We start from the raw sequence: 23,745 nt of genomic DNA on the forward strand, positions 1-23,745 counted from the left end.
CGACTCCCCGTCGACGCTGAGCCGAGGAAGCCCGCCGCTCCGGTGTGTCATGCCGGGGCAGCGGGCCTTCCGCCCACGGACCCGAGACGCACCCGATACGGGCCCGCGCCCCGACCGGGAGCCGTCTCGGGGTCCGGTTCGACGGCCATGCGGCACCCAGGAGCACCCCAAGTAGTCGCAAAACTTGCCCAGTTGTGCACTCCGGGGCTCTTGACGACGGCTTTGGTCTAGTCCAACTCTTGTCGGTGATCGGTCACGCTCTTCGCTCTTCCTCCCCCCACGGAAGGACCGGACACCTGATGAGGATGTCGACCCGAATGGCCCTGGCCGCCGCGGCCGCCGGAGCCCTCTCCCCCCTCGCGATCCCCACCGCCAGCGCGGGCACCGTGCACGTGCGGGCGAGCCACCCGGTCGCGCGCGTCAGCGCGGCACAGTTCGCCCCGTACGTGGACATGAGCAACTCCGGCGTATCCCAGCTCGATGCCGCCATCACCGGTCACGGCGTGCAGACCTACACCGCCGCCTTCACCATCGGCGCCGGTTGCAACAACATCTGGGGCGACACCCTCCCCGTCGGCAACGACCCGAACGTCGACCCGGAGATCGCCAAGGCCAAGTCCGAGGGTGCCAGCGTGATCATCTCCTCCGGCGGCGCCGGCGGTGAGCCGTTGGCCTTCACCTGTACCGACCAGGGCCAGATCGACGCGGGCTACCAGAAGGAGATCACCGCCTATGGCGCCAACGCCCTGGACTTCGACATCGAGGGCGCGGCCGTCGCCGACGTCGCGGGCGTGGCCCGGCAGATGACGGCGATCAAGGATCTCAAGGCGAAGAACTCCGGGCTGACCGCCTCGGTGACGCTGCCGGTGCTGCCCACCGGTCTGACCGCGGACGGCGTCAACGTGTTGAAGGCAGCCAAGGCAGCCGGCGTGAAGCTGGACAACGTCAACGTGATGACGATGGACTACGGGCAGGGCACCGGCACCGACATGGGCGCGGCCGCGATCAGCGCCGGCAAGGCCACCCTGGCACAGATGCAGTCCGTGGACCCGGACTACGGCTACGCCAACCTCGGCATCACGCCGATGATCGGTGTGAACGACGACGGTTCCACCTTCAGCCTGGCCGACGCCGCCTCGGTGGCGAGTTGGGCGGCGAGCAACGGGGTGGGCCGGATGTCCTACTGGTCCGTCAGCCGCGACCAGGCGTGCGGCTCGGTCGCGCGGACGACGCCCAAGGACCGCGTGGGCGCCGCGCAGGCCATGAAACCGGAGTCCTCCCCGGTGTGCAGCGGCGTCTCCCAGTCACCGTTCGCCTTCACCGACGCGCTCAGGAACGGCTGACGACCGCCGCGGTCGGCGGGGTGTCGGGGTGCCCACGGTGTCGGGTGAGCGCCCACAGTGCGAGCCCGGCGCCGCTGAAGGCGGCTCCCAGCGCGCATACGGCGCCCCAGCCGGCCGCCGTGTAGAGGGCGGTTGCGGCGAGGGCGCCGGTGGCGCTGCCGATCGAGTAGAAGACCATGTAGCCGCCGATGAGGCGGCTGCCCGCGTCCGGGTGCAGCGCGTAGATCAGGGTCTGGTTGGTGACGTGCACCGCCTGCACGGCGAGGTCGAGGAGGATCACGCCGGCGACCAGGGCCCAGAGGGAGCTGCGGGTGAAGGCCAGGGGCAGCCACGAGGCGGCGAGCAGCGCCAAGGCGAGGCCGGTGGTCCGGCCGGACAGTCCACGGTCGTTGAGGCGGCCCGCCACGGTCGCGGCGAGGGCGCCGGCGACGCCGATCAGCCCCAGCGCCCCGATGGCGCTGTGGGACAGGAAGTACGGGGCGCCGCTGAGCGGCAGCGCGATGCTGCTCCACAGGGTGCTGAAGGCGGCGAAGACCAGGAGGCAGAAGAGGGCCCGGAGTCGCAGCAGTCGTTCCTGTGCGAACAACGTGACGGTGGAACGGAGGAGTTGACGGTAGCTCAGCTCCGTCGCGGGAGCGGCTCCGTGGCGGGGCAGCACACGGTGGAGCACCAGGGCGAGCAGGGCGGTGAGTGACGCCGAGGCGAGGTAGACGGAGCGCCAGCCCGCGAGATCGGCCAGGAGGCCGGACACGGTGCGGGCGAGCAGGATTCCGATGACCACGCCGCTGGTGACCAGGCCGACCACCCGTCCACGCCCGGCGGGCGGGGCCAGCGATGCCGCGAAGGCCACCAGTGTCTGGGTGACGACCGCGAGGAGTCCCGTCGCGGCCATGCCCGCGAGCAGGACCGCCGCGGTGCGGGCGGTGGCCACCACGACCAACGCCACCACCAGGAGCAGTAGTTGGGCCACGATGAGCCGCTTGCGGTTGGCCACGTCGCCCAGCGGCACGAGGAAGAAGAGTCCCAGGCCGTAGCCGACGTGCGTGAGCGTGACCACGCTGCCGACGAGTGCCGGGCTCAGGGCGAGGTCGTGTCCCATGGTCACCAGGAGCGGCTGGGAGAAGTAGACGTTGGCCACCGCGGCCCCGCAGGCGACGGCGAACAGTATGACGAGGCGCCGGGACAGGGCGAACCCGGAATCCCTCTCGCCACGGGCTTCGGTCCGTCGTGTCACAGCCTCACCGTTGCCTGGCATCAGCACTCCTCCGCGATTCTGGTTTCAACTTGCTACCAGACGGGACGGTAGCCTTCTTGGTAGCATGTTGCAACCGCATTGAAAGGGAGGGCCGCCATGGTGAACCGGACGCGCTTGGACGACAGCGAATGCCCCGTCGCCCGGTCGGTGGACGCGATCGGCGACTGGTGGTCGCTGCTGATCGTGCGGGACGCCTTCGACGGGAGCCGGCGCTTCGGGGAGTTCCAACGCAGCCTCGGCGTCGCGAAGAACATCCTCACCGCGCGACTGCGGGCCCTGGTCGCCGGCGGCGTCCTGGCATCCGTTCCCGCTTCGGACGGCAGCGCCTACCGCGAGTACGTGCTGACGCCGAAGGGCGAGGCACTCTTCCCCGTCATCGTGGCCCTGCGGCAGTGGGGCGAAGGGCACTTCTTCTCCCCCGGCGAACCCCACTCGGAGTTGGTCGACCGTCAACAAGGGCGCCCCCTGCACGCGTTGGAAGTGCGGTCGGCGGACGGGCGGCGACTGGGCCCCGACGACACCGTGGTCCACAAGGTCTCCGACCAGTGATCCACGCCCGGCCATCGGTGCCGCCGAGTCGCTCTGGCCGGTGATCCGGCAGCCGGGTGGGACGCCCGGCGCGCACGGGCGCGGGAAGGCGGCCCCACCGCTCGACGGCGGATCGCAGCGGTGGCCACGACAAATGTCACGCCGGGATGCGGGTTGCCCGGCCCTACCTGAAAGGACGGTCGCGCCGGGAGTCTGGGGAGGACCACCCCATCCCTTGGAGGACCCATGAGGTTCCTGTCGCGCCGTCTCGTGCCGCCCGTCCTCGCCCTCGGCCTGACCTCCGCCGTCTGCCTCGGCGCGCCCGCGCCTCCGGCTGCCGCATCGGGTGCGTCGGGGCGCCCACTGGTGACCACCGAGGCGGGACGGGTGCGCGGCGTCGACCACGGCGCCTATCGGACGTTCGCCGGGATCCCCTACGCGGCGCCGCCGGTGGGCGAGTTGCGGTGGCGGCTGCCCGCCCCGGCCCGACCGTGGTCGGGCGTGCGCGACGCCGACCGGCCCGGCAGCCCGTGCCCGCAGGCAGCCAGCAGGGAGGTTCGCGGGGGCAGCACCGACGAGGACTGCCTCTACCTCAACGTCACCGTCCCGCGCACCGATCGGCACCAGCCGCTACCGGTCGTGGTCTGGTTGCACGGTGGCGGTTTCCTCAGCGGCGCCGGCAGCAGCTACGACGCGCACCGGATGGCCGAGCGCGGGAACGTGGTCGTGGTGACGCTCAACTACCGGCTGGGCATCTTCGGCGGCTTCGGTTACCCGGGGCTGGCCGGCTCCGGTGACTTCGGACTGGCCGATCAGCAGGCGGCGTTGCGCTGGGTCCAGCGCAACGCCGCCGCGTTCGGCGGCGACCGGCACAACGTGACGCTCGCCGGTGAATCAGCCGGCGGGATGAGCACCTGCACCCAGCTGACGTCGCCGAGCGCGGCCGGACTGTTCGCCAAGGCCATCGTCCAAAGCGGGGCCTGCACCCTCGACTTCGGCAAGAACGCCGTCTATCCGGGCGTCGGCGACTTCTCCCCGTGGACCTCGCTGCCGGCCGTGCAGTCCGCGGGCCGGCAGGCCGCCGGCACGTTGGGCTGCGCGCAGGCGTCGCGAGCGCTGTCGTGCCTGCGCGCCAAGCCCGCGGCCGAACTGCTGGGCGCCAACCAGGACTTCCAGCAGGTCTCCTACGGCACTCCCCTGGTGCCCAGGCGACCGGCGACCGCCCTGCGCGACGGCCGGTTCCACCGGGTCCCCGTGCTGCAAGGCGACAACCGGGACGAGATGCGGGCCTACGTGGCCGCCCTGCAACAGAACCAACCGATCACCGCGGAATCCTACCGCGCACTGTTGCAGGACACCTTCGGCGACCGGGCCGGGCGCTTCGCGGCGGTGTACTCCCCGACCGCGTACGGCACACCGGCACTGGCCTGGGCGGCGCTGAACACCGACCGCGTCTTCGCCTGTCCGACGCTCGCCGCAGACCGGTTGCTGGCCGGGCACACGGCCGCCTACGCCTACGAGTTCGCCGACCGCGACGCGCCCAGCATCGGCTATCCCCGGTCGCCGGAGCTGCCGTTGGGCGCGGCCCACGCCACCGAGCTCCCCTACCTGTTCGACCTGGGCGGCCGGCACGCCTCGTTCACCAGGGCACAGGACGCGCTGGCCACGGACATGATCGACTACTGGACGGCGTTCGCCCGGAACGGCGCACCGGCCGGGCGGCGCCTCGCGCCCTGGCCGCAGGTGACGGCGGGCGCCGCCGCCCCCTACGTGCAGCAGCTCGACACCGGCGCCGGCGGGATCCACCGCGTGGACCTCGCGGCCGAACACCACTGCCGGCTCTGGCCGCAGGGGTGAGGCGGGGCCGGGCACGGCCCCACCGGCGGGGTCTGCGGTGCCGGAGCTCGTCACGGACCGGGGGGAGCTTCGTGGTCGGTGCGCCGCGGTGCCTCTTCGAGGCGGCCCGTCACCACCAGGTTGCCGTCCGGGGTGCGCCGGGCGAGGGCGCCGGTGCGGAAGTAGCCGTCGGCGGTGAAGGCGCGTGCGTCGTGCTCCGGCGCGCGGTAGTGGCCGCGCGGGATGTACGGGCCGCGGGCGAGGAGTTCGCCGGTCCCTCCGTCGGGCACGTCCGCGGCCTCGCCGTCGACGATGCGGATCTCGTCGTCGGGTGAGAGGGGGCGGCCGTGGGTGGTGAGCACGGTCTCGTCCGGATCGGCGGGGCGGGTGAGGAGCAGCGGCCCCTGGGCCGTGCCGAAGACCCGTTGCAGGCCGCATTCCCACGCGGGGCCGATCCGTTCGGCGGTGGCCCGCTCCAGGGGCGCGCCGGCGACCTGCACGAGCCGCAGGCTGCGCACGTCGGCGCGTTGGCCGGGCGGTGCGTCGAGCCAGCGCCGTACGACGGCGGGCGTCACGGACGTGAGGGTGACCCGTTCCCGTTCGACGGCCGCGAGGCACTCCTCGGGGTCCGGGATGTCGGCGAGGACGACGGTGCCGCCGACGGAGAGGGTGCCGATGATGCCGGGAGCGCCGAAGGCGACGTTGGCGTCGGCCGGTAGCGCGGCGAGGTACACGTCGTGCTCGGTGAGGGAGACCAGTTCGGCGGCGGCCCGTGCCTGGTAGACGTAGTCGTTGTGGGTGCGCGGGACGAGCAGGGGCGCCCCGGTGCTCGCGCCGGCGGTCAGGAAGAACGCCACGTGGTCGGCGCTCTGCGCGCGCGGCGGCTCGGGTGGGGCGTCGACGGAGCCCAGCGGGAAGTAGTGGCAGCCCGACCGGTCGGTCGCCAGACCGCCGTACGGGGAGGAGGTGCCCGGCGCCTCATAGGTGAAGACCCGCCGCAGGAAGGGCCCTTGGGTCGCGATGTCCGCGACCATCGCGGTGTGGTCGAAACCCTGGGACGTGGCCGGGCCGACGTAGCCGGTGGCCTCGGTGACCTGCACGAGGTGGGCGACCTCGGGAGCCCGGTGCGTCAGCGGGCAGATGACGGGAACCGCGCCGACGCGCATCAGGGCGAACACGGTGAGGACGAACTCGGGGACGTTCGGCAGTTGGACGACGACCCGCTGCCCGGGCCGCAGACCACGCAGGCGGAATCCGGCGGCCGTGCGGTCCACCCGCCGGTTCAGCTGTCCGTACGTGAGGCGGTCGGGGCCGTGCACCAGCGCGGTCCGGGGGCCGTGCTCCAGGGCCCAGCCGCGCAGCAGGTTGTCGAGCGTGTTGCCGCGCCAGTGCCCGACCGCCCAGTAGCGGTCGACGAACACCTCGGGCCAGGGTGTGCAGCCGTCGAGTAGGGATGTCATGCGTGTCTTCCTGTACGAGGTGGTGCGTGGGAACGCGTGCGGGTGGTGCACCGACTCGGTCGAGGGGCAGGGGTGTTGGCCTCGGCGACCGTTGCCCGACGGGGCCGGGTGCCCGCCGTTCGGCGGGGCGGCTCGACGGCGTCGCGGGCGGTGCGGCGCTGCGGGCCCCTGCCATCCCCCTTCCCCCGCGCAGGATGCGGCCCGCGACATCGTGATCCCGACCAGCCAAACCCTCCACACCGCCGTACGCAATGCGCTGTCCCGACCATGGCGGCGGAGTTCCCTCAGCAGAAGATCCAACGCACGCCGCTGACCAGGAGGATGTCGGAGCCCGCGGGGCCCGACGCCCCTCAGCCGTGTCGGCGGGCGTTGAGCCGCGCTGCCTGGCGCATCAGGTGGTCGCGCTCGGCGCGGTTGGACGCCTTGTCGGCGGCCTCGGCGTACAGCCGGGCCGCCGTCGTCGGGTCGCCGGCGCGCTCGTTGAGGTACGCCGCCGCCGCGGCGTGGCGGGGCAGTGCGGGATCGAGCTCCGCGAGCGCCGCCAGGCCGGCGCGCGGGCCGTCCGCCTGGCCGACGGCGACCGCACGGTTGAGGCGCACGACCGGACTGTCCGTCAGGTGCGTGAGCTCGTCGTACCACTCGACGATCTGTACCCAGTCGGTCTCCTCCGCGGTGCGCGCGTCGGCGTGCAGGGCGGCGATGGCGGCCTGGGCCTGGAACTCGCCCAACCGGTCGCGGGCCAGGGCCGCCTGCAGCAGTTCGACGCCCTCGGCGATCGACCGGGTGTCCCACCGGTCGCGGTCCTGTTCGGCGAGCGGCACCAGGCTGCCGTCGGGCGCGGTCCGGGTGGCCCGTCGGGCGTGGTGGAGCAGCATGAGGGCGAGCAGGCCCGCCACTTCGGGGTGGTCGATCGCGGCCGCGAGCTGCCGGGTGAGCCGGATGGCCTCGGCGGCGAGGTCGACGTCGCCGGAGTAGCCCTCGTTGAAGACCAGGTACAGGACGCGCAGCACGGTGGCGACGTCGCCGGGCTGGTCCAGGCGCACGGCGGAGACGGTGCGCTTGGCCCGGCTGATGCGCTGCGCCATGGTCGCCTCGGGCACCAGGTACGCCCGAGCGATCTGACGGGTGGTCAGGCCGCCGACGGCGCGCAGGGTGAGCGCGACCGCCGAGGCCGGCGTCAGCGAGGGATGGGCGCAGAGGAAGTAGAGCTGGAGCGTGTCGTCCCGGCCGGGCGCGGTCCCGGGCGCCGGCTCCTCGTCGAGGCGGTCCTCGCGCCGGCGGCGGGCGGCATCCGCCCGGGCCGCGTCGAGGAACCGGCGCCAGGCCACGGTGACCAGCCACCCCTTGGGATCCCTCGGCGGGTCGTCCGGCCAGACCCGGACCGCCTCCACCAGGGCGTCCTGCACGGCGTCCTCGGCATCCGCGAAGTCGGCTCCGCGGCGGACGAGGAGGGCGAGCACGCTCGGCGTGAGGCTGCGGAGCAGGGCGTCGTCCATCGATCCGGTCACTCCGTGATGGTGGGGGGCGCGCTCAGGAAGGGGCGCAGTTCGAGCCACTCGTGGATCGGCTTGCCGCCGGCTCCGGGCGCGGCCGACAGTTCCCCGGCCAGTTCGACGGCGCGCTCGTAGCTGTCGACGTCGATCACCATCCAGCCGGCGATGAGGTCCTTGGTCTCGGCGAAGGGTCCGTCGGTGACCGGCGGGCGGCCCTCACCGTCGTACCGGACGAAGGTGCCCTCGGGGGAGAGCGCCTGCCCGTCGACGAACTCGCCGGTCTTCTCCAGCCGGGCCGCGAAGTCCTCCATGTACTGCACGTGCGCCGAGATCTCCTGCGGCGTCCAGTGGTCCATCGGCACGTCGTTGACCGCGGCCGGGGCGCCGCGGTAGTGCTTGAGCAGCAGGTACTTGGCCATGATGACTCTCCTTGGTGCTGGTGCCGCCCATTGTGGGCGCGTTCGTCACCGGGGACGAAGCCATCCGGGGGTTCTCGACATCGGCGCCGGAGATTTTTTTGTTTTCTTCGCGGGGAGTCGATGTGGCACCCCGCGGGCACGGTGCGTGTCCGGTCGGGCACGCCCCGGGCCGACCGTTCAGCGCGCGCTGCTGCGCACCGGCCGCGGGGCGGTGATCAGCACCCCGAGCAGCGCCACCGCCAGACCGCCCGCCGCGACCAGGCACCAGGCCGGTCGGACCGCCTCCTCGAAGGCGGCGACGTGGGACAGCGGCCGTTGGTGCAGTCCGGCGGCGAGGATCGCGCCGAGGACGGCGACGCCCAGGGCGAAGCCGGAGCGGCCCGCCGTGGTGAACAGTCCGGAGGCGAAGCCGGCCCGGTCGGGCGGCAGGCCGGAGACCGCGGTGCTGATCAGCAAGGGGGCGGCCAGGCCGACGCCGAGGCCGAAGAGCAGGTAGTCGACCAGGAGCAGGATCCCGGGGGCGTCGACACTCGGCAGGGCGAGCAGGGCCGCGCTGCTCGCCAGGGCCAGCCCGGCCGTCACCAGCAGGCGCCGGGTGCCGTACCGCTCGGCCAGGCGTCCGGCCAGCGGTGAACACACGCCGAGCACGATCGACGTGGGCAGCATCCACAGGCCCGCCTGGAGCGCGGACAGGCCCTGCGGGTGTTGCAGGGAGAGCGACGTGAGGAAGAAGAAGCCGCCGAACGTCCCGAAGACGCTCATGCCCCCGACGATGGCGCCGCTGAAGCGCGGATCGCGCAGCAGGTCGAGTTCGAGCAGCGGCTCGGGGCTGCGTCGCTCCCACCACAACAGCCCGCCGCTGGAGACGACGACGAGTGCCAGGCACCCCGCGATGACCGGATCCGCCCAGCCCCTGTGCGGGACCTCGATGATGGCGTAGGCCAGCGCCCCGAGGAAGACGATCACCAGGAGTTGTCCGACGACGTCCAGGCGTCGCGGCCGCACCGCCCGTGATTCCGGCACGGACCGGGCGGTGAGCACCATCGCCAGCAGCCCCACCGGCAGGTTCAGCCAGAACAGCGGACGCCAGCCGACGCTGTCCACGAAGAGACCGCCCAGGAAGGGCCCCACGGCCAGGCCCAGGCCGTAGGCGGACATCCACGCGCCCATCGCGCGGGCCCGCTCCGCCGCGCCGGGGAACGCCTGCGCGACCAGCGACAGCGAGACCGGTGACAGGCTCGCCGCGCCCACGCCCTGCACCACCCGGAAGGCCACCAGCGACTCCAGGGACGGAGCGAGCGCGCACAGCACCGAGCCGGCGGTGAAGACCGCGAAGCCGATCTGGAGCACCAGCCGCCGTCCCACCCGGTCGCCGACCGAGCCGAACAGCAGCATCAGTGCCGCCATCGCCAGGCTGTAGGCGTCCAGCACCCACTGCATGCCGGCGATCGTGGCCCCGAGTTCCGCCTCCATGGCCGGCAGGGCGACGTTGATCGCGGTGATGTCGATGCCGATCGGCAACAGGGCACCGCAACACACGGCGAGCAGCACGCGCCGTTGCCGTGTCCCGGGGACGCGCTCCGTCATGTCCGACCTACCCGTGGGTTGCCTGGCGAGGCGGTACCCGCGCCTCCCGTCCAGAATCCCGGCAGACGCCGACCGGCGCATCAGCGACACACGGTGCGGTCCGCGGGCCGGTGGGCAGGCGCCAGCCGCGGGCCGGGCGCGTCCCGCGGGAGCGTCCGGCCCGCGCCGCAGCGGGTCGCCGCGGCTACTCCGCCGGCGTCACTTGCGGCCCGGTCCCGCGGCGGTGGGAAAGGCGTGCAGGCCCAGTCTGTTGGTGAGGTAGACCAGGCCGTCGGCCACGATGGGTGCGTAGGTGTCGCCCAGGGCACCGCCCGTCTTCACGCTCCACCGCTTGGTGCCGGTGGCCGCGTCGACGGCGTGGAGGGTGCCCTGGCGATCGGTCCGGTTCCCGGCGTACACCGTGCCGTTGGCGACGGCCGGGGTCGTGGGACGGAAGTCGCCGGAGGCGCCGTAGGTCCACTTGCTCCGGCCCGTCGTGGGGTCCAGGGCGTGCAGGAGGTCGTCGCGGCCGCCGACGTAGAGGGTGTCGGCGGTGGCCACCGGGCACGAGGGGCGGTCGTTGTCGTCGGGTGTGGCGCTGCCGCCCAGGGGGGCCGACCATCGCTGTGCGCCGGTGGCCGCGTCCAGGGCGTAGAGGCGCTGGTCGTTGTTGGGGACGTAGACGGTGCCGTGGGCCACGGCGGCGGTGGCCCGGAAGGTGCCGTCGGCGCGGAAGGCCCACTTCCTGGCGCCGGTGGCCGCGTCCACGGCGTAGAAGTGCTTGTCGTCGCCGCCGACGTACACCGTCCCGCCGGACACCGTCGCGGTGGACAGGACGAAGTCGTCCGTGGGGAAGGCCCACTTCTTGGCGCCGGTGGCGGCGTCCACGGCGTAGAGGTTCTTGTCCAGACTGCCGACGTAGACCAGTCCGCCGGCCACGGTGGGAGCGCAGCCGATGTCGTTGCCGGCGGCGAAGGTCCACGCGGTGCTGCCGTCGGCGCCGTTCAGTGCGTACAGCCTGCCTTTGGCGCCGACGGCGAAGAGGGTCCCGCCGGCGGCCGCGAGCCAGCCGCTGCCGAGCGGGGAGTTCTGGACGGTGAGGGCCGCTCGTGGCGTGCCCGTGCGGGCGTCGACGGCGTGGATCGTCGAACCGTCCATGAGGTAGAGGACGCCTTGGGAGAGCACCGGCCCCTGCGGGATGATCATGGGGGCGTCGACGTGCCAGGGGCGGGCGCCGGTCCGCGCCGTGGCGGGCACGTCTCCTCCCCCGCCCGTCCCGCCCGACGCGGTGGACGGGTCCTGCCCGTCTCCCCAGGGCAGCAGTGCCAGGCCGGTGCCCGCGCCGGCCACGAGGGCCGCGCCGAGGGCGAGCCGCAGGGCACGGCGCCTGCCGAGCGACTGGGGCCGTGCCGGCTCCGGACCGGCGGCCGGCGGGTGCGGAGGTCGGGGCGGTGTGGCGGTCTGGGTGGGGAGTTGGTGCGGGTCGGCAGCCGGGTCGGGCACGGTGACCGGGGTCGGAGGCGGCGGTGAAGCGGGCGCCGGATTCGCGGACGTGGGGTTGGGGCTGGCGACCGCGGCGGCCGGGGTCGGGAGGGCGCCGGCCGTGGCGGGCGGCGTGCGCAGGGCGTCGTGGACCTCGGCCGCCGAGGCCGGGCGGTCCGCGGGGTCCTTGGCCAGCAGCCGGCCGACCAGGTCGTCGACGGCGGCCGGGATGCCGGGGCGCAGGGTGCTGGGCGCGTCGGGTGCCTGTTGGACGTGGGCGGCCATCATGGCCACCGGATCAGATGCCTGGAACGGCGGTGCGCCGGTGAGGAGTTCGTGCAGCACGCAGCCGAACGCGTACAGGTCCGTCCGGGCGTCGCCGCCGTGTTCGCGGAACCGCTCGGGGGCCATGTAGGCGAGCGTGCCCATGACCTTGCTGGACTTGTCGGTGGCCGCCATGAAACGGGCGATGCCGAAGTCGAGGACCTTGACGTCACCACCCGCGGTGAGCATGAGGTTGGCCGGTTTGAGGTCGCGGTGCACGATGCCCGCGTCGTGGGCCGCCGCCAGTGCGGCCGCGGTCTGGGCGCCCCAGTCGGCGGCGACGGGCACCGGCGGCGGGCCGTCCTGCCGCAACACGGCCGCCAGGTCCTGGCCGACCACGAATTCCATCACCAGGAACAGCGTGTCGTCGTCGCGGTCCCGGCCCACGTCGTGCACGGTGACGACGCCGCGGTGGTTCAGTCCCCCGGCGGTGCGCGCCTCGCGGAAGAACAACTCCGCACTCGCGGCGGTGCCGTGGTGCGGTGGCAGCAGTTTGATCGCGACCCGGCGTTCGATCACCCGGTCCCGGCCTTCCCACACCTCGCCCATGCCGCCCCGGCCCACGAACCTCACGAGTTCGTAGCGGTCCCCCAAAACGCGCACAGTCACCCTTTCCGCGCCGTCGTCGGCGCCACACCCGTCGCCCCGTGGACGGAGCCATTCAACCCCACCCGCATCGGACCTTGCCGAGCGGTGCGGAGCCCCGCCACCACCGGTGTCGGCCGGCCGCCGCACGGCGTACTGGCGGCCGGCCGCCGGGGCGCGCCCCGGTGCGCGGTTCAGGCGTGGTCGGGGAGGAGGGAGAACACCCGCGCGGGGGCGAGCCGGGCCGCTCCGTCGAGGCCGGCGAGGCTCATCACGACGCTGAAGCCGACGAGTTGGGCGCGGCATTTCGCCACCAGGCCGGCCGCCGCGGCGAGGGTGCCGCCGGAGGCGAGGACGTCGTCGACGATCAGGACGCGTTCGTCGGGTGCGAAGGCGTCCTGCTGGAGTTCGAGGGTGTCGGTGCCGTACGCCAGGTCGTAGGCGGCGCTGAAGACGGGGCCGGGGAGTTTGCCCTTCTTCCTGGCCAGGGCCAGTGGCCGATCCGCAACGGCGGCCACGGTCGTGCCCAGCACGAACCCGCGCGCCTCGACGGCGAGCACGCGGTCGAACTCCCCGTCGAAGGCGGTGGCCAGGGACTCGGCTATCCGGCGCAGTAACCGGGGCTGCGCGAAGACCGGGGTGAAGTCCTGGAAGTTGATGCCCGGTTTGGGGAAGTCGGGGAAGGTCCGCAGGGTGTTGCGGAGATCCTCGGCGACCGTGGTGGGCTGCTGCATGCCGGTGTCCTCTGCTGAGTGGGGCGGCCTGACGTGCCGGCCGCCTGCGGAGCAGGGCGCTCCGGAGCTGGGTGACGCCCCGCTTGGACGTGAGCGCGCGTGGCGGTGGGGCACGGTGCCAGGCGCAGCGGACGCAGCATAACCACCGCGGCGCGCCGCCCGGCCGTGAACGGTGCACCCGGCGCGGACGGGGTCCGGGAAGTCGGGTCCGACGGCGCAGGGCGGGGGCGGACCTGCCCCGACGGCACGGCTGCCGTATTCCCCTTGAACTTCCTAGGACCCTTAGGTTTAACCTAGGACCCCTAGGAACATGGGAGGGCACATGGCGCGGGCCGGATTGACGGCGGAGCGGGTGACGGTGGCGGGCGCCGAAGTGGCGGACGAGGTCGGACTCGACCAGGTGACCATGTCGCGGGTGGCGCGACGGCTCGGCGTGAAGGACGCGAGCCTGTACACGCACGTCCGCGGCCTGGCGGACCTGCGCGGGCGGATCGCCCTGCTGGCGGCGGACGAGAAGACCGTCCGGATCGCGGAGGCGACCGCGGGGCGGTCCGGCAAGGACGCGCTGGTGGCGTTCGCGAACGCCTGGCGGGAGTACGCCCGCACGCACCCGGGGCGCTACGCGGCCACCCAGGCCCCGATCGAGATCGACCCCGAACTCGTGGCGCGGGCGGCCGGCCCGCGGCGGGCGGTCGAGTTGAGCTACGGCATGCTGCGCGGCTACGGGTTGGCCGAACCGGACCTGACCGACGCGGTCCGCTTGCTGCGCAGCACGTTCCACGGGTTCGTCGCCCTGGAGGCCGCGGGCGGGTTCGCGCACGCACGTCCGGCGCAGCGCTCGTGGGAGCGCGCCCTCGACGCCCTGCACGCCCTCCTGGCCCACTGGCCCCCGTCCCTCGAAGGAGACTCCCGATGACCACCCCGACCACCCCGACCACCGGCAAGCTGCGGGTCGACGGCGCGACCCTGCACTACGAAGTGCGCGGCCGGGGACCGCTCCTGCTGCTGATCCCCGGTGGCACAGGCGGCGCCGCCGCCTTCGACGCCGTCGCCGACACACTGGCCACCACGCACACCGTGGCCACCTACGACCCGCGTGGCATGTCCCGCAGCACGCTCGACGACCCCGAGGCCGAGCAACGGGTGGCCGAGCACGCCGACGACGCGTTCCGCCTGCTGGAGCGGTTGTCGCCCGACGCGCCCGCCCGGGTGTTCGGCGCCAGCTCGGGCGGGATCGTCGCCCTGCACCTGCTCACCACCCGGCCCGAGCGCGTCGAGCGCGTCGTGGTGCACGAGCCGCCGGTGGTCGAGGTCCTGCCGGACGCCGCCGTGCACCGTGCCCTGATCGCCCACGTCCAGGCGTCGTTCCGGACCGAGGGGCTGATGCCGGCGATGGCGGCGTTCGCGGCGGGGCTGGCGAAGGACGGCGGCACGCCGGCACCGCGGGCCCAGGTCGAGCTGCCGCCGCAGGCCGCGGCGCGGGCCGAGCGGACGAGGGCCAACCTGCCCTTCTTCGTCGGGCGCATCGTCCCCGGCTTCATGTCCTACGTCCCCGACCTCGAACGGCTGGCGGCCCTGTCGGACCGGCTGGTGTTCGCCTGTGGGCAGGACTCCCGGGGCGAGTTGCCCTACCGTCCGGCCGCGCTGCTGGCCGAGCGGTTCGGCTGCGAGCTGCGGCACTTCCCCGGCGGGCACACCGGCCTGACGACGCATCCGGTCGAGTTCGGCGCACGGCTCCACCGGGCGCTCCGCGGCTGACGGCTCCGGGCGGCGGGCGAGCGCGGCGCCCGGCCCGCGAGGCTCTCCCCCTTCCTTCGGGCGCCACGGAGCACCTGCGTCACGCCTCTTCCTTCCGTGTCGTGCGTGCCGCAGAATCCCGACCGGCGGTCGGCGACCGCCGACCCGAGTGACGTCGAGCCGCTGCCATTGGAGAGCCACCATGCGTCTGCGCCGCGCCGTGACGAGCCTCGCCCTCGGGGTGGCGTTGCTGAGTGCCGTCTGTGGTGCCGGCCCCGCCGCGGGGTCGGCGGCGGCCGTGGGGCCGGTCACCCGGGACCCGTCGTCGGCCGACCGGGACGGGCGGGCGGCCGACTGGCCCGTGCCCACGGCCACCGTCACCTCGCCCGCCGGGCGGACGTTCTTCGCCGACCGGAGCGGCCGGGCGTTGCAGTTGCGCGGGCTCAACCTCGGCAAGACCGACACCGTCACCGAGCAGCACCTCGCCGACCTGGCGGGCGACGGTTTCAATCTGCTGCGGCTCAACGTCCAGTGGGAGAAGGTCGAACCGCGGCGCGGGCACTACGACATCGGCTACCTGCGTTATCTCGACCGGATCCTGGGCTGGGCCGACCGGTACCGGGTACTGGTACTGGTCGACTGGCACCAGGACGTGTTCGGGCCGACGTTCGGCCACAACGGCATTCCCGCCTGGGCCGCCCGCACCGACGGCCTGCCCTTCGAGCCCAACCCCGACGACTGGTTCGCGGAGTACTTCCAGCCGGCCGTGCAGGCCGCCTTCACCCACCTGTACGACGACGCCGACCTGCGCGCGGCGCAGCGCGCCGCGTACGCGACGGTGGCCGAGGCGCTGCGCGGTCACCGGTCCCTGTTGGGGTACGACCTGTTCAACGAGCCGTTCGGGCCCGTCCCGGGCAATCCGACCGACCCGGACAACCAGGTGCGCGCCTCCGCCACGCTGGAACGCGGGCGGTTGGCGGCCATGTACCGGCGGTTGATCGGTGCCGTCCGCTCGGTCGATCCCGATGCCTGGCTCTTCGTCGAACCCACCGTCCTGGTCGGCCAGGGCGTCCCCACCAGCCTGCCCGGCTTCCACGACCCGCGGCCCGGCGCGGCCCGGTTGGGGTACGCCCCGCACTACTACGACACCGCCGTCGAATCGGGCGCCGACTGGGACCCCTCGGGTCGCTTCGTCGAGCGCTACGAGGCCGCGATCGGCGACTACCCCACCCGTGACCGGCTGCCGGTGCTGGTCGGCGAATGGGGACCGCCCCAGGCCCGCACGCCCGGCAACGCGGAGTTGATGAAGCGTCAAGTGACCTCGCTCGAAGGCTTCGCCGCGGGATGGGCGCTGTGGTACGACTGCCGCGCCACCGGGGGCGGCGGCTACTGCGCCTACGACCACGACGGCACGCCCGCACCCGGCAAGGAACCGGCCTTCGGCCCGTACGCGCCCGCGGTGGCGGGGGTCCCCGGTTCCGAATCCGCCAGCCCCGCCACCCGGAGCTACACCCTCACCCTGACCGCCGACCGCACCACGCGACGTGCCTGGACCGTGCTGTCCTTGCCGGACGCGGCCTTCCCGCACGGCCCCCGGGTGCGCGTCACCGGAGGCGGCCCGGTCACCGTCGTGGTCGCGGACGGGCCCGGACGGACGAAGCTCCGGCTGCCTGCGGCGCGGCCGGGGGCCACGGTGCGGGTGACCGTGACGGATCGTTGACGTAGCGTCAGGCCGTCCGCGGCCCCACGCCTTGACCGCCTCGGCGACCGTCGCGCTACGGTCGCGGGCCGCGGGGAGCGATCGTGAAGTCGAACGCGGCGACTCCGGGGTCGAGCGCGGTCACTCCCCCGTCCACGGTCAGCACCGCGCCGTTGACGTAGGAGGCAGCGGGCGAGAGCAGCCAGCTGATCGCCTCGGCGACCTCGTGCGGAGCGCCCGGGCGGCCGGCGGGCGTCAGTTGCGTCGCCTCGGCGTAGGCGTCGTCGATGCCTCCTGGCAGCTCGGCCTCGTCCGCGAACCGGGTCATCCGCCGGTCGGCCATCTCGGTCCGGACCCAGCTCGGGCACACGGTGTTGGCCCGCAGGCCCTGCCGGCCGTAGTCGACGGCCAGGGAGCGGCAGAGTTGCAGCAGGGCCGCCTTGGACGTCGCGTAGGCGGCGTTGCCGGTGCCGTTGCGGAGCGCGGAGACCGAGGCGACCGCGACGACCGCGCCCCGGGTCGCCAGCAAGTGCGGCAGGGCGGCCCGCAGGAGCAGGAACGGGCCGGTGAGATTGGTCCGCAGCACCGCTTCCCAGTCCTCCACGGCCATGTCGCCGACCGCGCCGCCACGCCCGATGCCGGCGTTGAGCACCACCCCGTCCAGCCGGCCGTGGGTGCGTACCGCCGCCTCGACGAGGCCCGCTATTTCAGCGGGGTTCGCGGCGTCGGCGGGGTGGGCGAGGGCGCCGGTCTCCTCGGCGATTCGGTGGAGGGGTTCGGGGCGCCGGCCGGACACCACCACGTGGTGCCCGGCCGCGCTCAGGAGGCGTGCGGTGGCGGCGCCGATGCCGGTTCCGCCGCCGGTGACGATGACGACGCGCTGCGCTTCGGGCATGGGGTGCGCCTTTCGGAAGTGTCGGGTTGCGGTCCAAGGGACAGCGTGCGGAGGGTCGTTGGGGCGGGCGTGGGGCGGTGTGGCCGCCTGTGGCGGGGGGGGTGGGTGGTCAGGGGTCGATGCCCGGGAGGTAGGTGTTGGCGGCTCGGGCGGCGGAGGCCAGGTCGGGGATCTCGACGACGGTGATGCCGGCGGCGGTCAGGATGGCCAGGCCCTGCCGGGCGGCGACGAACAGGGACGGTTCGCGCCAGGCGTAGACGACCCGGGGGATGCCTGCTGCGGCGATGAGACGGGCGCACGGGGCGGGGCGTGACCTGCGCAGACCACAGGGTTCCAGGGAGCTGTAGAGGGTGGCGTCGGCCAGCCGGGGGTCGTGCGGGTCGAGTTTGGCCAACGCGGCCTCTTCGGCGTGTTGGTGATCGTCCGCCTCGCGCGAGTGGCCTCGGGCGATCTCCTCGCCGCGGTGGTCGACGACGACCGCGCCGACGCAGAACGCGGTGGCGGAGCGTGGGCACTTGTGGGACAGCGCGATCGCTTCGCCGAGCCAGTGCCGGTCCTGTCGGGTCGGCTGGCCGAGGTGGGTGCTCATGCTCCCTCGCTCCGACGCTTGGCCAGGTAGCGGACGAAGGCGACGTCCCCCACCTGTGTGACGTCGGCGAGGTGCAGTCGGTGGGCGGTGTCGTGCGGGAAGGCGCCGGGGCCCACGAAGCGCGGTGCGCCCGCTTCGCCGACGAAGAAAGGGGCGAGGGCGAGGTGGACCTCGTCGGCGAGGTCGTGGACGAGGAACTGGGTGTGCAGGGTCGTGCCGCCCTCGACCATGAGGGTGTGGATGCCGCGGTCGCCGAGGTCGTCGAGGAGCAGGCCGAGGTCGAGGGGGTCGCCGGCGGCGGTCACGTCGGCGACGTCGGCGAGTTCCTCCGCCAGGGTGGGCAGGGCCGGGCGGGGACAGTAGACGATCTTGTCGCCGGCGGTGGTGAAGAAGGCCAGGGACGGGTCGAGGCCCTTGGTGGTGACGGTGACCTTCGTGGGGTGTTCGGACCGTCCCTGGCTGCGGCGGTGGGCCCTTCGGGCTGCCGACCCGATCAGGAGCCGGGGGTTGTCGCGCCGGACGGTGGTGGCGCCGACCAGGATCGCGTCGCAGGTGGCCCGCACGTCGTCGACCCGGTCGAAGTCGGCGGCGTTGGACAGGCGCAGGCGCCGGTCGCTGGTGTCGTCCAGAAAGCCGTCGAGGGACATCGCGGCGCTGAGCAGGACGTAGGGGCGTGGTGCGGTGGGCGGGTCAGTCGGCATCGACGACCCAGGAGGGTGCGGTGCCGCGCATGAACGTGAGGTAGTGGGCGGTGGAGTCCTGGAGGATGCGTTGCGCGTCGCGGCGGATGGCCGGCTCCCACCAGTGGCCGTAGAGCCGGTCGAAGGGGTAGGGGCGGACGGCTTCGACGACGCGGTGCACGCCCTGTTCGGGCAGGGGCAGGCGGTTGGGGGCACTGTAGAGGAAGGCCACCCGGTCCTCGCCCGGGGAGATGTTGATGGTGTCGCCGGTGAGCAGGAGGCCGCGGCCTTCGGCGCCGGCCGCCCAGTGCAGCACCGAGCTGCCCGGGAAGTGGCCGCCGCACTGGACGAGGGTCACGCCGTCGGCGATGGGGAGGGTGCCTTCCCAGGTGGTGACCAGGGGTTCGGTGGCGGCGGGGCGGGAGAGCCAGTGGATGTCCGCCTGGGGCAGCAGGATCTCGGCGTCGAAGGCTTGGCTCCAGGCGACGATCGCGCCGTAGAAGTGGGGGTGGCTGGAGCTGATGGCGCGCAGGCCGCCGGCGTCCCGTACGGCCTGGATGGCGGCGTCGTCGATGTAGGGCGACGGGTCCCACAGGACGTTGCCTTCGTCGGTGCGCAGGAGGAGGCCGCGCTGGCCGATGCCGATCACGGGTTCGGCGCCGATGCCGACGAGGCCGGGTTCGACGTCGCGCACCTGGCTGCGGAAGCCGTCGGCCTTGAGGCGGTCGAGGGTGGACCAGCGCTGTCCGCCTGCGGGGACCCACTGCCGGTCGTCGGCGCAGATGACGCAGACGGCCGGGGGTTCGTTCCCTTCGTGGTAGTCGTGGTTTCCGCAGGTCAGGCAGATCCAAGGCACGTTGGTGTCCTCTCCTGTGGGGTGGGGTTGGGGTCACGTCGGGCGTGGTGGCCGCGGCTCGCCGTCAGGTCAACTCCAGCAGGAGCGCGGCGAGTTCCTCGGGGCGGTTGCTCGGGATCTGGTGGTTGGTGGCGATTTCGCGGTAGTGCCAGTCAGGGGACTTCGCGACGCGGTCGGCGACGGTCCAGAAGGGGCCGGGCGGTTCCGGTCGGGGTTCGCCGGTGGCTTTGACGTAGGTGCGGGTGCAGGGGTACGCCTCCGGCGGGCGGGTCAGGCGCACGGGTTCGGTGAAGGTGCCGATCGGTTGCGGGGTGCGCCGGGCGGTGGCCCAGGCACCGACTTCGGGGTCCTCGAACTCCCGCAGGGGCGGCGGGACGAGCCAGGCGTCGCCCAGGTCGGTGATGCGGGGCTGGGTGGCGCCGCCGGGGACGCCTGCGGCCTCGCCGTCGGCGGGGACGAAGGCGTCGAGGTAGACGAGGTGTCGTACCCGGTCGGCGACGTGTTCGAGGGCTCCGGTGATCACGCAGCCGCCGTAGGAGAAGCCGAGCAGCACGATGTCCTGGAGGTCTTCGTAGCGGATGCAGTTGACGACGTCGGTGATGTGGGTGGTCAGTCCGACCTGCGGGCTCGCCAGGTGGGCGCGTTCGCCGATGCCGGTCAGGCTCGGGGTGAAGACCTGGTGGCCGGCGCGTTGGAGGAGGTTGCGGACGCGACGGAAGTCGTGGGCGCCGCTCCAGGCACCGTGGACGAGGACGAAGGTTGCCATGGCGTAGTGCTCCACCCAAGGTGAGGAGTGTCCGGGCGATGGTGCCGGTGCGGTGCGGGACGGTCTGGTCGGGCCGGGGTCAGGTCGGGTCGGTCACCACGGTGAGGTGACGGGGCGGGGGTTGGACGCGGGTCAGGTCCGCTTCCAGCAGTACGGTGTCGGCTTCGCGGGCGACTTCGCGGAAGCCGGCGAAGCGGTACGTCACGAACATCATGCGGTTGCGGCCGGTCTCGACGAACTCGGCCTGGAGTCGCGCCTTGTTGTCGCGGGCCAGGGTCATGATGTGGTTGAGCAGGACCGCGCCGACGCCGCGGGACATGACGCGGCAGGACATCAACAGCAATCGCAGCCTCCAGACCGTCTCGCCGGTCTCGATCAACGCCAACCCGATCTTCCCGTACGGGCCGAAGCGGTCTTCGAGTTCGGCGACGAGCAACAGGTGGTCGGGCGACTGGCACAGTACCTTGAGTTCCTCGTAGGAGTAGGTCCTTCCGGTGGAATTCAGCTGATTCGTACGGATGGTGAGTTCCTCGGCCCGTTGGAGGTCGTCTTCCGCTGCGGGAGTGAGGGTGAAGACCATGTCGAGGGTGGCCAGGAAGTCCTCGCCGGTGGCCGTTGCCGCCTTTTCCGCCTGGTCGCGGGCGAGGCCGCTTTGGTACATCGCCCGCCGATGACGCGATTCGTCGGTGCGGAAGCGTGGCTGGAATTCTTCCCATTCCGTGAGGGCGGTGGCGGCCTCGCCGGCGTCCACGCACAGCACGTGGGGGTGGCGGAAGGCGACCTCTTCGCGTTCGAACGGCTGGTCGTCGACGAAGGCGAGGGAGTCCACTCCGATGTTGAGGGCACCGGCGATCTCCGCGATCGAGGCGGACTTGGGGTTCCAGTTGATCTGGGGGTGGAGGAAGTAGTCGGCCAGGCCGCACCGCGTGAGCGCGGCCCAGGCGGCGTCGTGGTCGTTCTTGCTGGCGATGGACTGCAGGATGCCCCGGGCGTCGAGGGCCTCGATCAGTGCGACGAGGTGCGGTCGGGGGGTGACCTCGCCGTCTTCGAGGAGGACGCCGTCCCAGAGGGTGTCGTCGAGGTCCCAGACCACGCATTTGACCCGGCCGCGGGGCGGCTTGTCGCGCGGGGTGTCGCGTCGGCCGCCGGGCACTGCGGTGCCGGGTGTCCGGCTGCTCATTTGTACGCCTCCTCCGCGATCTGGACCTCCTGGATCTGGGTGCTGCCCTCGATGATCTCCATGACCTTGGCGTCGCGGTAGTACCGCTGGACGGGGTGGTCGGTGGAGCAGCCGGCGGCGCCGTGGAGTTGGACGGCGTCGGCGGCGGCGCGGCTGGCGGCGGTGGCGGCGAAGTACTTGGCGATCCAGGTGGCCATGATGGTGTGGGGGTCGTTGTCGTCCTTGAGCCGGCCGGCTTCCCGGCACAGCAGGCGGGCGGCCCGGACGTCGGTGACCATCCGGGTGAGCATCTGGCGCACGAGTTGGTGGTCGCCGAGCGGGGCGGGGCGGTTGCCCTTCCGGCCGGTGTGCCCGGCACTGGCCTCCATGCAGGCTTGGAGGATGCCCACGCAGCCGCAGGCGACGCTGTACCTGCCGATGTCGAGGACGCCGGTGAGGACGGTGGCGAGCGCGAAGCCCTCCGGGCCGAGCACGGCGTCCGCGCCGAGGGGGCAGCGGTCGAAGTCGATCTCGGCGAGCATGCTCGCCTTGGTGCCCAACATTCCGGTGCGCGGGCGGATGGTGAGGCCGGGGGTGTCGCGTTCGACGAGGAAGGCGGTCACGCCGCGTTCGGTGCGGGCGAAGACCAGGAGCAGGGTGGCGAGTTGGCCGCCGGTGATCCAGCGCTTGTGCCCGTCGAGGAGGTGGCCGGTGGTGTCGCGGGTTGCGGTGGTGGCCAGTTGGGCGGCGTCGCTGCCGCCCTCCGGTTCGGTGAGGCAGAACGCGCCGAGGGCCTGGCCACTGGCCAGGCGGGGCAGCCACCGTTCGCGTTGGTCGGCACTGCCCCAGCGCGCGACGGCATGGGCCACCATCGAGTGCACGGTGAGCAGGCTGCGCACGGAGGAGCAGCCGCGGCCGACCTCCTCGTGCAGGGCACCGAGGGTGACCATGTCCATGCCGGCGCCGCCGACGTCGGTGGGCAGGATCGCGCCCCACCACCCCAGTTCGCCGAGGCGGGCCAGGACGTCGTCGGGGACGCGTTCGTCGCGGTCGAAGCGGTCGGCGTGCGGGGCGATCTCGGCGTCGACGACGGCACGGAAGACGGTGGCGTCGGGGGACGGGTCAGGCATCCGGCCGGGTTCCCGTCAGTCGCTCGACGAGCTTGGTCATGGCCGTCACGGTGCGGAAGTTGTCGAGTTCGAGGTCCTCGTTCGGTATCTGCACGGCGAAGTGCTTCTCCACGAACATGATCAGTTGGATGGTGAACAGGGAGTTGGCGATGCCGCGGCCGAAGAGGTCCTCGTCGTCGGCGATCGTCAGGTTGGGGAAGCTGTCGGCCAGGAACTTCGCGAGGTCGGAACGGATGTCGATCAACGGTCGGCCTCCCAGCCGTGGGACCCGTACGAGAAGAACCCCTGCTGGGTTTTGCGGCCGTGCAGTCCGGCGTCGACCATCTTCTTGAGCAGGGGGCAGGGGCGGTACTTGCTGTCGTTGAAGCTGTCGTGGAGGACTTCGATGCTGCGCAGGATGGTGTCGACGCCGATCAGGTCCGCGGTGGCCAGCGGGCCCATGGCGTGGCCGAAGCAGGAGGTGAAGACCGCGTCGACCTGTTCGGCGGTGGCGACGTTCTCGTGGACGAGGAAGGCGGCCTCGTTGATGGTGAGCATGAGGACGCGGTTGGAGACGAAGCCGGGCGAGTCGTTGACGACGATCGCGGTCTTACCCATGGTGGCCAGCAGTTCCTGGGCGATCGCCACGGTGGTCGGCGTGGTGTGGTGGCCGGGGATCAGTTCCACCACGGGCTTCATCGGGACCGGGTTCATGAAGTGGATGCCCAGGACCTGGGGGGCGCGCCGGGTCAGGGAGGCCAGGCGGGTGATGGGAAGGGCGGAGGTGTTGGCGGCGAAGACGCAGTGCGGGGGGCAGACCTCGTCGAGGACGGGGTAGACCCGTTGTTTGATCTCCCAGCTCTCGGTGACGTTCTCGATCACGAAGTCGACGTCGTGGAGGTCCGCGTAGTCGGTGGTGAAGGTGATCGCCCGGAGGGCCCGGTCGGCGTCGACGGGGTCCTTGGTCGCGCCGACCAGGCGGCTCAGGCGCAGTTCGGTGCGTATGCGGGTGGCGGTGGAATCCAGGATGTCCTTGCTGACGTCGATCAGCACGACGTCGTGACCGGCCGTCGACAGGCTCTGGGCCACTCCCCCGCCCATGATGCCCGCGCCGATCACCCCGACCCGACTCATGTCTGCCTCCTGTGGTGTCCGTGGGGGCCGACGAGGAGGGTGTCGGCCCGGTCTGCGTGCGGTGGGTTGCGGTGCGTCGGTGGATGGCTGTGTGGG

Annotated in this window: 22 protein-coding genes; 6 read left to right on the top strand and 16 right to left on the bottom strand. The window is 72.7% G+C overall.

What is annotated here, in order from left to right; genetic code table 11:
* The first annotated feature begins 299 nt into the window (after nt 1-299).
* On the top strand, nt 300-1,343 hold the full coding sequence (locus tag ACLJT4_RS28360; RefSeq protein WP_411126449.1) for a lysozyme: 1,044 nt from the start codon (nt 300-302) through the stop codon (nt 1,341-1,343).
* Here the strand turns inward: ACLJT4_RS28360 and ACLJT4_RS28365 are convergent.
* Nucleotides 1,330-2,598 carry an MFS transporter gene (locus ACLJT4_RS28365; RefSeq protein WP_411126451.1) on the bottom strand — a complete coding sequence of 423 codons (1,269 nt, stop codon included), beginning with the start codon at nt 2,596-2,598 and terminating at the stop codon, nt 1,330-1,332. The genes ACLJT4_RS28360 and ACLJT4_RS28365 overlap by 14 nt on opposite strands.
* Nucleotides 2,599-2,694: 96 nt before the next feature.
* Between ACLJT4_RS28365 and ACLJT4_RS28370 the strand changes: the two genes are divergently transcribed.
* Nucleotides 2,695-3,147: a winged helix-turn-helix transcriptional regulator gene (locus tag ACLJT4_RS28370; protein ID WP_016579240.1), complete on the top strand. Its 453-nt coding sequence runs from the start codon at nt 2,695-2,697 to the stop codon at nt 3,145-3,147.
* A gap of 225 nt (nt 3,148-3,372) precedes the next feature.
* A complete protein-coding gene (locus ACLJT4_RS28375) occupies nt 3,373-4,983 on the top strand; it encodes a carboxylesterase/lipase family protein (protein ID WP_411126454.1) in 1,611 nt (536 codons plus the stop codon).
* Nucleotides 4,984-5,033: 50 nt separating this feature from the next.
* Here the strand turns inward: ACLJT4_RS28375 and ACLJT4_RS28380 are convergent, their stop codons facing one another.
* From ACLJT4_RS28380 to ACLJT4_RS28405, 6 genes are all read right to left on the bottom strand, one after another.
* A complete protein-coding gene (locus ACLJT4_RS28380; RefSeq protein ID WP_411126456.1) occupies nt 5,034-6,422 on the bottom strand; it encodes an AMP-binding protein in 1,389 nt (462 codons plus the stop codon).
* 350 nt (nt 6,423-6,772) lie between these two features.
* A complete protein-coding gene (locus tag ACLJT4_RS28385; RefSeq protein WP_411126593.1) occupies nt 6,773-7,918 on the bottom strand; it encodes an RNA polymerase sigma factor in 1,146 nt (381 codons plus the stop codon).
* Between the two features lie 8 nt (nt 7,919-7,926).
* Nucleotides 7,927-8,334, bottom strand: coding sequence for a YciI family protein (locus tag ACLJT4_RS28390; protein WP_016576531.1), 408 nt, complete (start codon nt 8,332-8,334; stop codon nt 7,927-7,929).
* 177 nt (nt 8,335-8,511) lie between these two features.
* Nucleotides 8,512-9,921 carry an MFS transporter gene (locus tag ACLJT4_RS28395; protein WP_411126458.1) on the bottom strand — a complete coding sequence of 470 codons (1,410 nt, stop codon included), beginning with the start codon at nt 9,919-9,921 and terminating at the stop codon, nt 8,512-8,514.
* A 198-nt stretch (nt 9,922-10,119) separates the two neighbouring features.
* A complete protein-coding gene (locus ACLJT4_RS28400) occupies nt 10,120-12,315 on the bottom strand; it encodes a PQQ-binding-like beta-propeller repeat protein (RefSeq protein WP_411126460.1) in 2,196 nt (731 codons plus the stop codon).
* Between the two features lie 170 nt (nt 12,316-12,485).
* Nucleotides 12,486-13,025 carry an adenine phosphoribosyltransferase gene (locus tag ACLJT4_RS28405; RefSeq protein ID WP_411126462.1) on the bottom strand — a complete coding sequence of 180 codons (540 nt, stop codon included), beginning with the start codon at nt 13,023-13,025 and terminating at the stop codon, nt 12,486-12,488.
* 322 nt (nt 13,026-13,347) lie between these two features.
* Here ACLJT4_RS28405 and ACLJT4_RS28410 point away from each other — a divergent pair, with 322 nt between their 5' ends.
* The 3 genes from ACLJT4_RS28410 to ACLJT4_RS28420 all read left to right on the top strand — a co-directional run bounded on the left by ACLJT4_RS28410 (nt 13,348) and on the right by ACLJT4_RS28420 (nt 16,482).
* Complete coding sequence (locus ACLJT4_RS28410) at nt 13,348-13,941, top strand: TetR/AcrR family transcriptional regulator (protein ID WP_411126464.1); 594 nt, start codon at nt 13,348-13,350, stop codon at nt 13,939-13,941.
* Nucleotides 13,938-14,783: an alpha/beta fold hydrolase gene (locus ACLJT4_RS28415; RefSeq protein WP_411126466.1), complete on the top strand. Its 846-nt coding sequence runs from the start codon at nt 13,938-13,940 to the stop codon at nt 14,781-14,783. Before ACLJT4_RS28410 ends, ACLJT4_RS28415 begins: the two co-directional genes overlap by 4 nt.
* Before the next feature lie 181 nt (nt 14,784-14,964).
* Nucleotides 14,965-16,482: a cellulase family glycosylhydrolase gene (locus tag ACLJT4_RS28420; RefSeq protein ID WP_411126468.1), complete on the top strand. Its 1,518-nt coding sequence runs from the start codon at nt 14,965-14,967 to the stop codon at nt 16,480-16,482.
* Nucleotides 16,483-16,537: 55 nt separating this feature from the next.
* Here the strand turns inward: ACLJT4_RS28420 and ACLJT4_RS28425 are convergent, their stop codons facing one another.
* The 9 genes from ACLJT4_RS28425 to ACLJT4_RS28465 form a co-directional block, all read right to left on the bottom strand.
* Nucleotides 16,538-17,356 (bottom strand): SDR family NAD(P)-dependent oxidoreductase, encoded by an 819-nt coding sequence (locus tag ACLJT4_RS28425; protein WP_411126470.1) that lies wholly within the window; start codon nt 17,354-17,356, stop codon nt 16,538-16,540.
* A gap of 109 nt (nt 17,357-17,465) precedes the next feature.
* On the bottom strand, nt 17,466-17,945 hold the full coding sequence (locus ACLJT4_RS28430) for a deaminase (RefSeq protein ID WP_411126472.1): 480 nt from the start codon (nt 17,943-17,945) through the stop codon (nt 17,466-17,468).
* On the bottom strand, nt 17,942-18,646 hold the full coding sequence (locus tag ACLJT4_RS28435) for a RibD family protein (RefSeq protein ID WP_411126474.1): 705 nt from the start codon (nt 18,644-18,646) through the stop codon (nt 17,942-17,944). Before ACLJT4_RS28435 ends, ACLJT4_RS28430 begins: the two co-directional genes overlap by 4 nt.
* Entirely contained in the window at nt 18,636-19,481 is an 846-nt protein-coding gene (locus ACLJT4_RS28440; RefSeq protein WP_411126476.1) for an MBL fold metallo-hydrolase, read from the bottom strand. Before ACLJT4_RS28440 ends, ACLJT4_RS28435 begins: the two co-directional genes overlap by 11 nt.
* A gap of 64 nt (nt 19,482-19,545) precedes the next feature.
* A complete protein-coding gene (locus tag ACLJT4_RS28445) occupies nt 19,546-20,247 on the bottom strand; it encodes an alpha/beta fold hydrolase (RefSeq protein ID WP_411126478.1) in 702 nt (233 codons plus the stop codon).
* Between the two features lie 79 nt (nt 20,248-20,326).
* Complete coding sequence (locus ACLJT4_RS28450; RefSeq protein WP_411126480.1) at nt 20,327-21,427, bottom strand: HAD-IIIC family phosphatase; 1,101 nt, start codon at nt 21,425-21,427, stop codon at nt 20,327-20,329.
* Nucleotides 21,424-22,536, bottom strand: a complete 1,113-nt coding sequence (locus tag ACLJT4_RS28455; RefSeq protein ID WP_411126482.1) for an acyl-CoA dehydrogenase family protein — start codon at nt 22,534-22,536, stop codon at nt 21,424-21,426. The genes ACLJT4_RS28450 and ACLJT4_RS28455 overlap by 4 nt, the downstream gene beginning before the upstream one ends.
* Nucleotides 22,529-22,780 carry a phosphopantetheine-binding protein gene (locus ACLJT4_RS28460; RefSeq protein WP_016575864.1) on the bottom strand — a complete coding sequence of 84 codons (252 nt, stop codon included), beginning with the start codon at nt 22,778-22,780 and terminating at the stop codon, nt 22,529-22,531. Before ACLJT4_RS28460 ends, ACLJT4_RS28455 begins: the two co-directional genes overlap by 8 nt.
* Complete coding sequence (locus tag ACLJT4_RS28465) at nt 22,777-23,649, bottom strand: 3-hydroxyacyl-CoA dehydrogenase family protein (RefSeq protein WP_411126484.1); 873 nt, start codon at nt 23,647-23,649, stop codon at nt 22,777-22,779. Before ACLJT4_RS28465 ends, ACLJT4_RS28460 begins: the two co-directional genes overlap by 4 nt.
* Between the last annotated feature and the right edge of the window lie 96 nt (nt 23,650-23,745).

It is taken from the genome of Streptomyces sp. x-19 (assembly GCF_046549115.1).
GTDB classification, from domain to species: Bacteria; Actinomycetota; Actinomycetes; order Streptomycetales; family Streptomycetaceae; genus Streptomyces; species Streptomyces albulus_C.

Bases quoted from the DNA above. Each gene is read 5' to 3' on its own strand.
- ACLJT4_RS28415 (WP_411126466.1), top strand. From the start codon at position 13,938: ATGACCACCCCGACCACCCCGACCACCGGCAAGCTGCGGGTCGACGGC.
- ACLJT4_RS28360 (WP_411126449.1), top strand. From the start codon at position 300: ATGAGGATGTCGACCCGAATGGCCCTGGCCGCCGCGGCCGCCGGAGCC.
- ACLJT4_RS28380 (WP_411126456.1), bottom strand. From the start codon at position 6,422: ATGACATCCCTACTCGACGGCTGCACACCCTGGCCCGAGGTGTTCGTC.
- ACLJT4_RS28390 (WP_016576531.1), bottom strand. From the start codon at position 8,334: ATGGCCAAGTACCTGCTGCTCAAGCACTACCGCGGCGCCCCGGCCGCG.
- ACLJT4_RS28430 (WP_411126472.1), bottom strand. From the start codon at position 17,945: ATGAGCACCCACCTCGGCCAGCCGACCCGACAGGACCGGCACTGGCTC.
- ACLJT4_RS28395 (WP_411126458.1), bottom strand. From the start codon at position 9,921: ATGACGGAGCGCGTCCCCGGGACACGGCAACGGCGCGTGCTGCTCGCC.
- ACLJT4_RS28410 (WP_411126464.1), top strand. From the start codon at position 13,348: ATGGCGCGGGCCGGATTGACGGCGGAGCGGGTGACGGTGGCGGGCGCC.
- ACLJT4_RS28455 (WP_411126482.1), bottom strand. From the start codon at position 22,536: ATGCCTGACCCGTCCCCCGACGCCACCGTCTTCCGTGCCGTCGTCGAC.
- ACLJT4_RS28420 (WP_411126468.1), top strand. From the start codon at position 14,965: ATGCGTCTGCGCCGCGCCGTGACGAGCCTCGCCCTCGGGGTGGCGTTG.
- ACLJT4_RS28385 (WP_411126593.1), bottom strand. From the start codon at position 7,918: ATGGACGACGCCCTGCTCCGCAGCCTCACGCCGAGCGTGCTCGCCCTC.
- ACLJT4_RS28435 (WP_411126474.1), bottom strand. From the start codon at position 18,646: ATGCCGACTGACCCGCCCACCGCACCACGCCCCTACGTCCTGCTCAGC.
- ACLJT4_RS28405 (WP_411126462.1), bottom strand. From the start codon at position 13,025: ATGCAGCAGCCCACCACGGTCGCCGAGGATCTCCGCAACACCCTGCGG.
- ACLJT4_RS28375 (WP_411126454.1), top strand. From the start codon at position 3,373: ATGAGGTTCCTGTCGCGCCGTCTCGTGCCGCCCGTCCTCGCCCTCGGC.
- ACLJT4_RS28365 (WP_411126451.1), bottom strand. From the start codon at position 2,598: ATGCCAGGCAACGGTGAGGCTGTGACACGACGGACCGAAGCCCGTGGC.
- ACLJT4_RS28445 (WP_411126478.1), bottom strand. From the start codon at position 20,247: ATGGCAACCTTCGTCCTCGTCCACGGTGCCTGGAGCGGCGCCCACGAC.
- ACLJT4_RS28465 (WP_411126484.1), bottom strand. From the start codon at position 23,649: ATGAGTCGGGTCGGGGTGATCGGCGCGGGCATCATGGGCGGGGGAGTG.
- ACLJT4_RS28370 (WP_016579240.1), top strand. From the start codon at position 2,695: ATGGTGAACCGGACGCGCTTGGACGACAGCGAATGCCCCGTCGCCCGG.
- ACLJT4_RS28425 (WP_411126470.1), bottom strand. From the start codon at position 17,356: ATGCCCGAAGCGCAGCGCGTCGTCATCGTCACCGGCGGCGGAACCGGC.
- ACLJT4_RS28450 (WP_411126480.1), bottom strand. From the start codon at position 21,427: ATGAGCAGCCGGACACCCGGCACCGCAGTGCCCGGCGGCCGACGCGAC.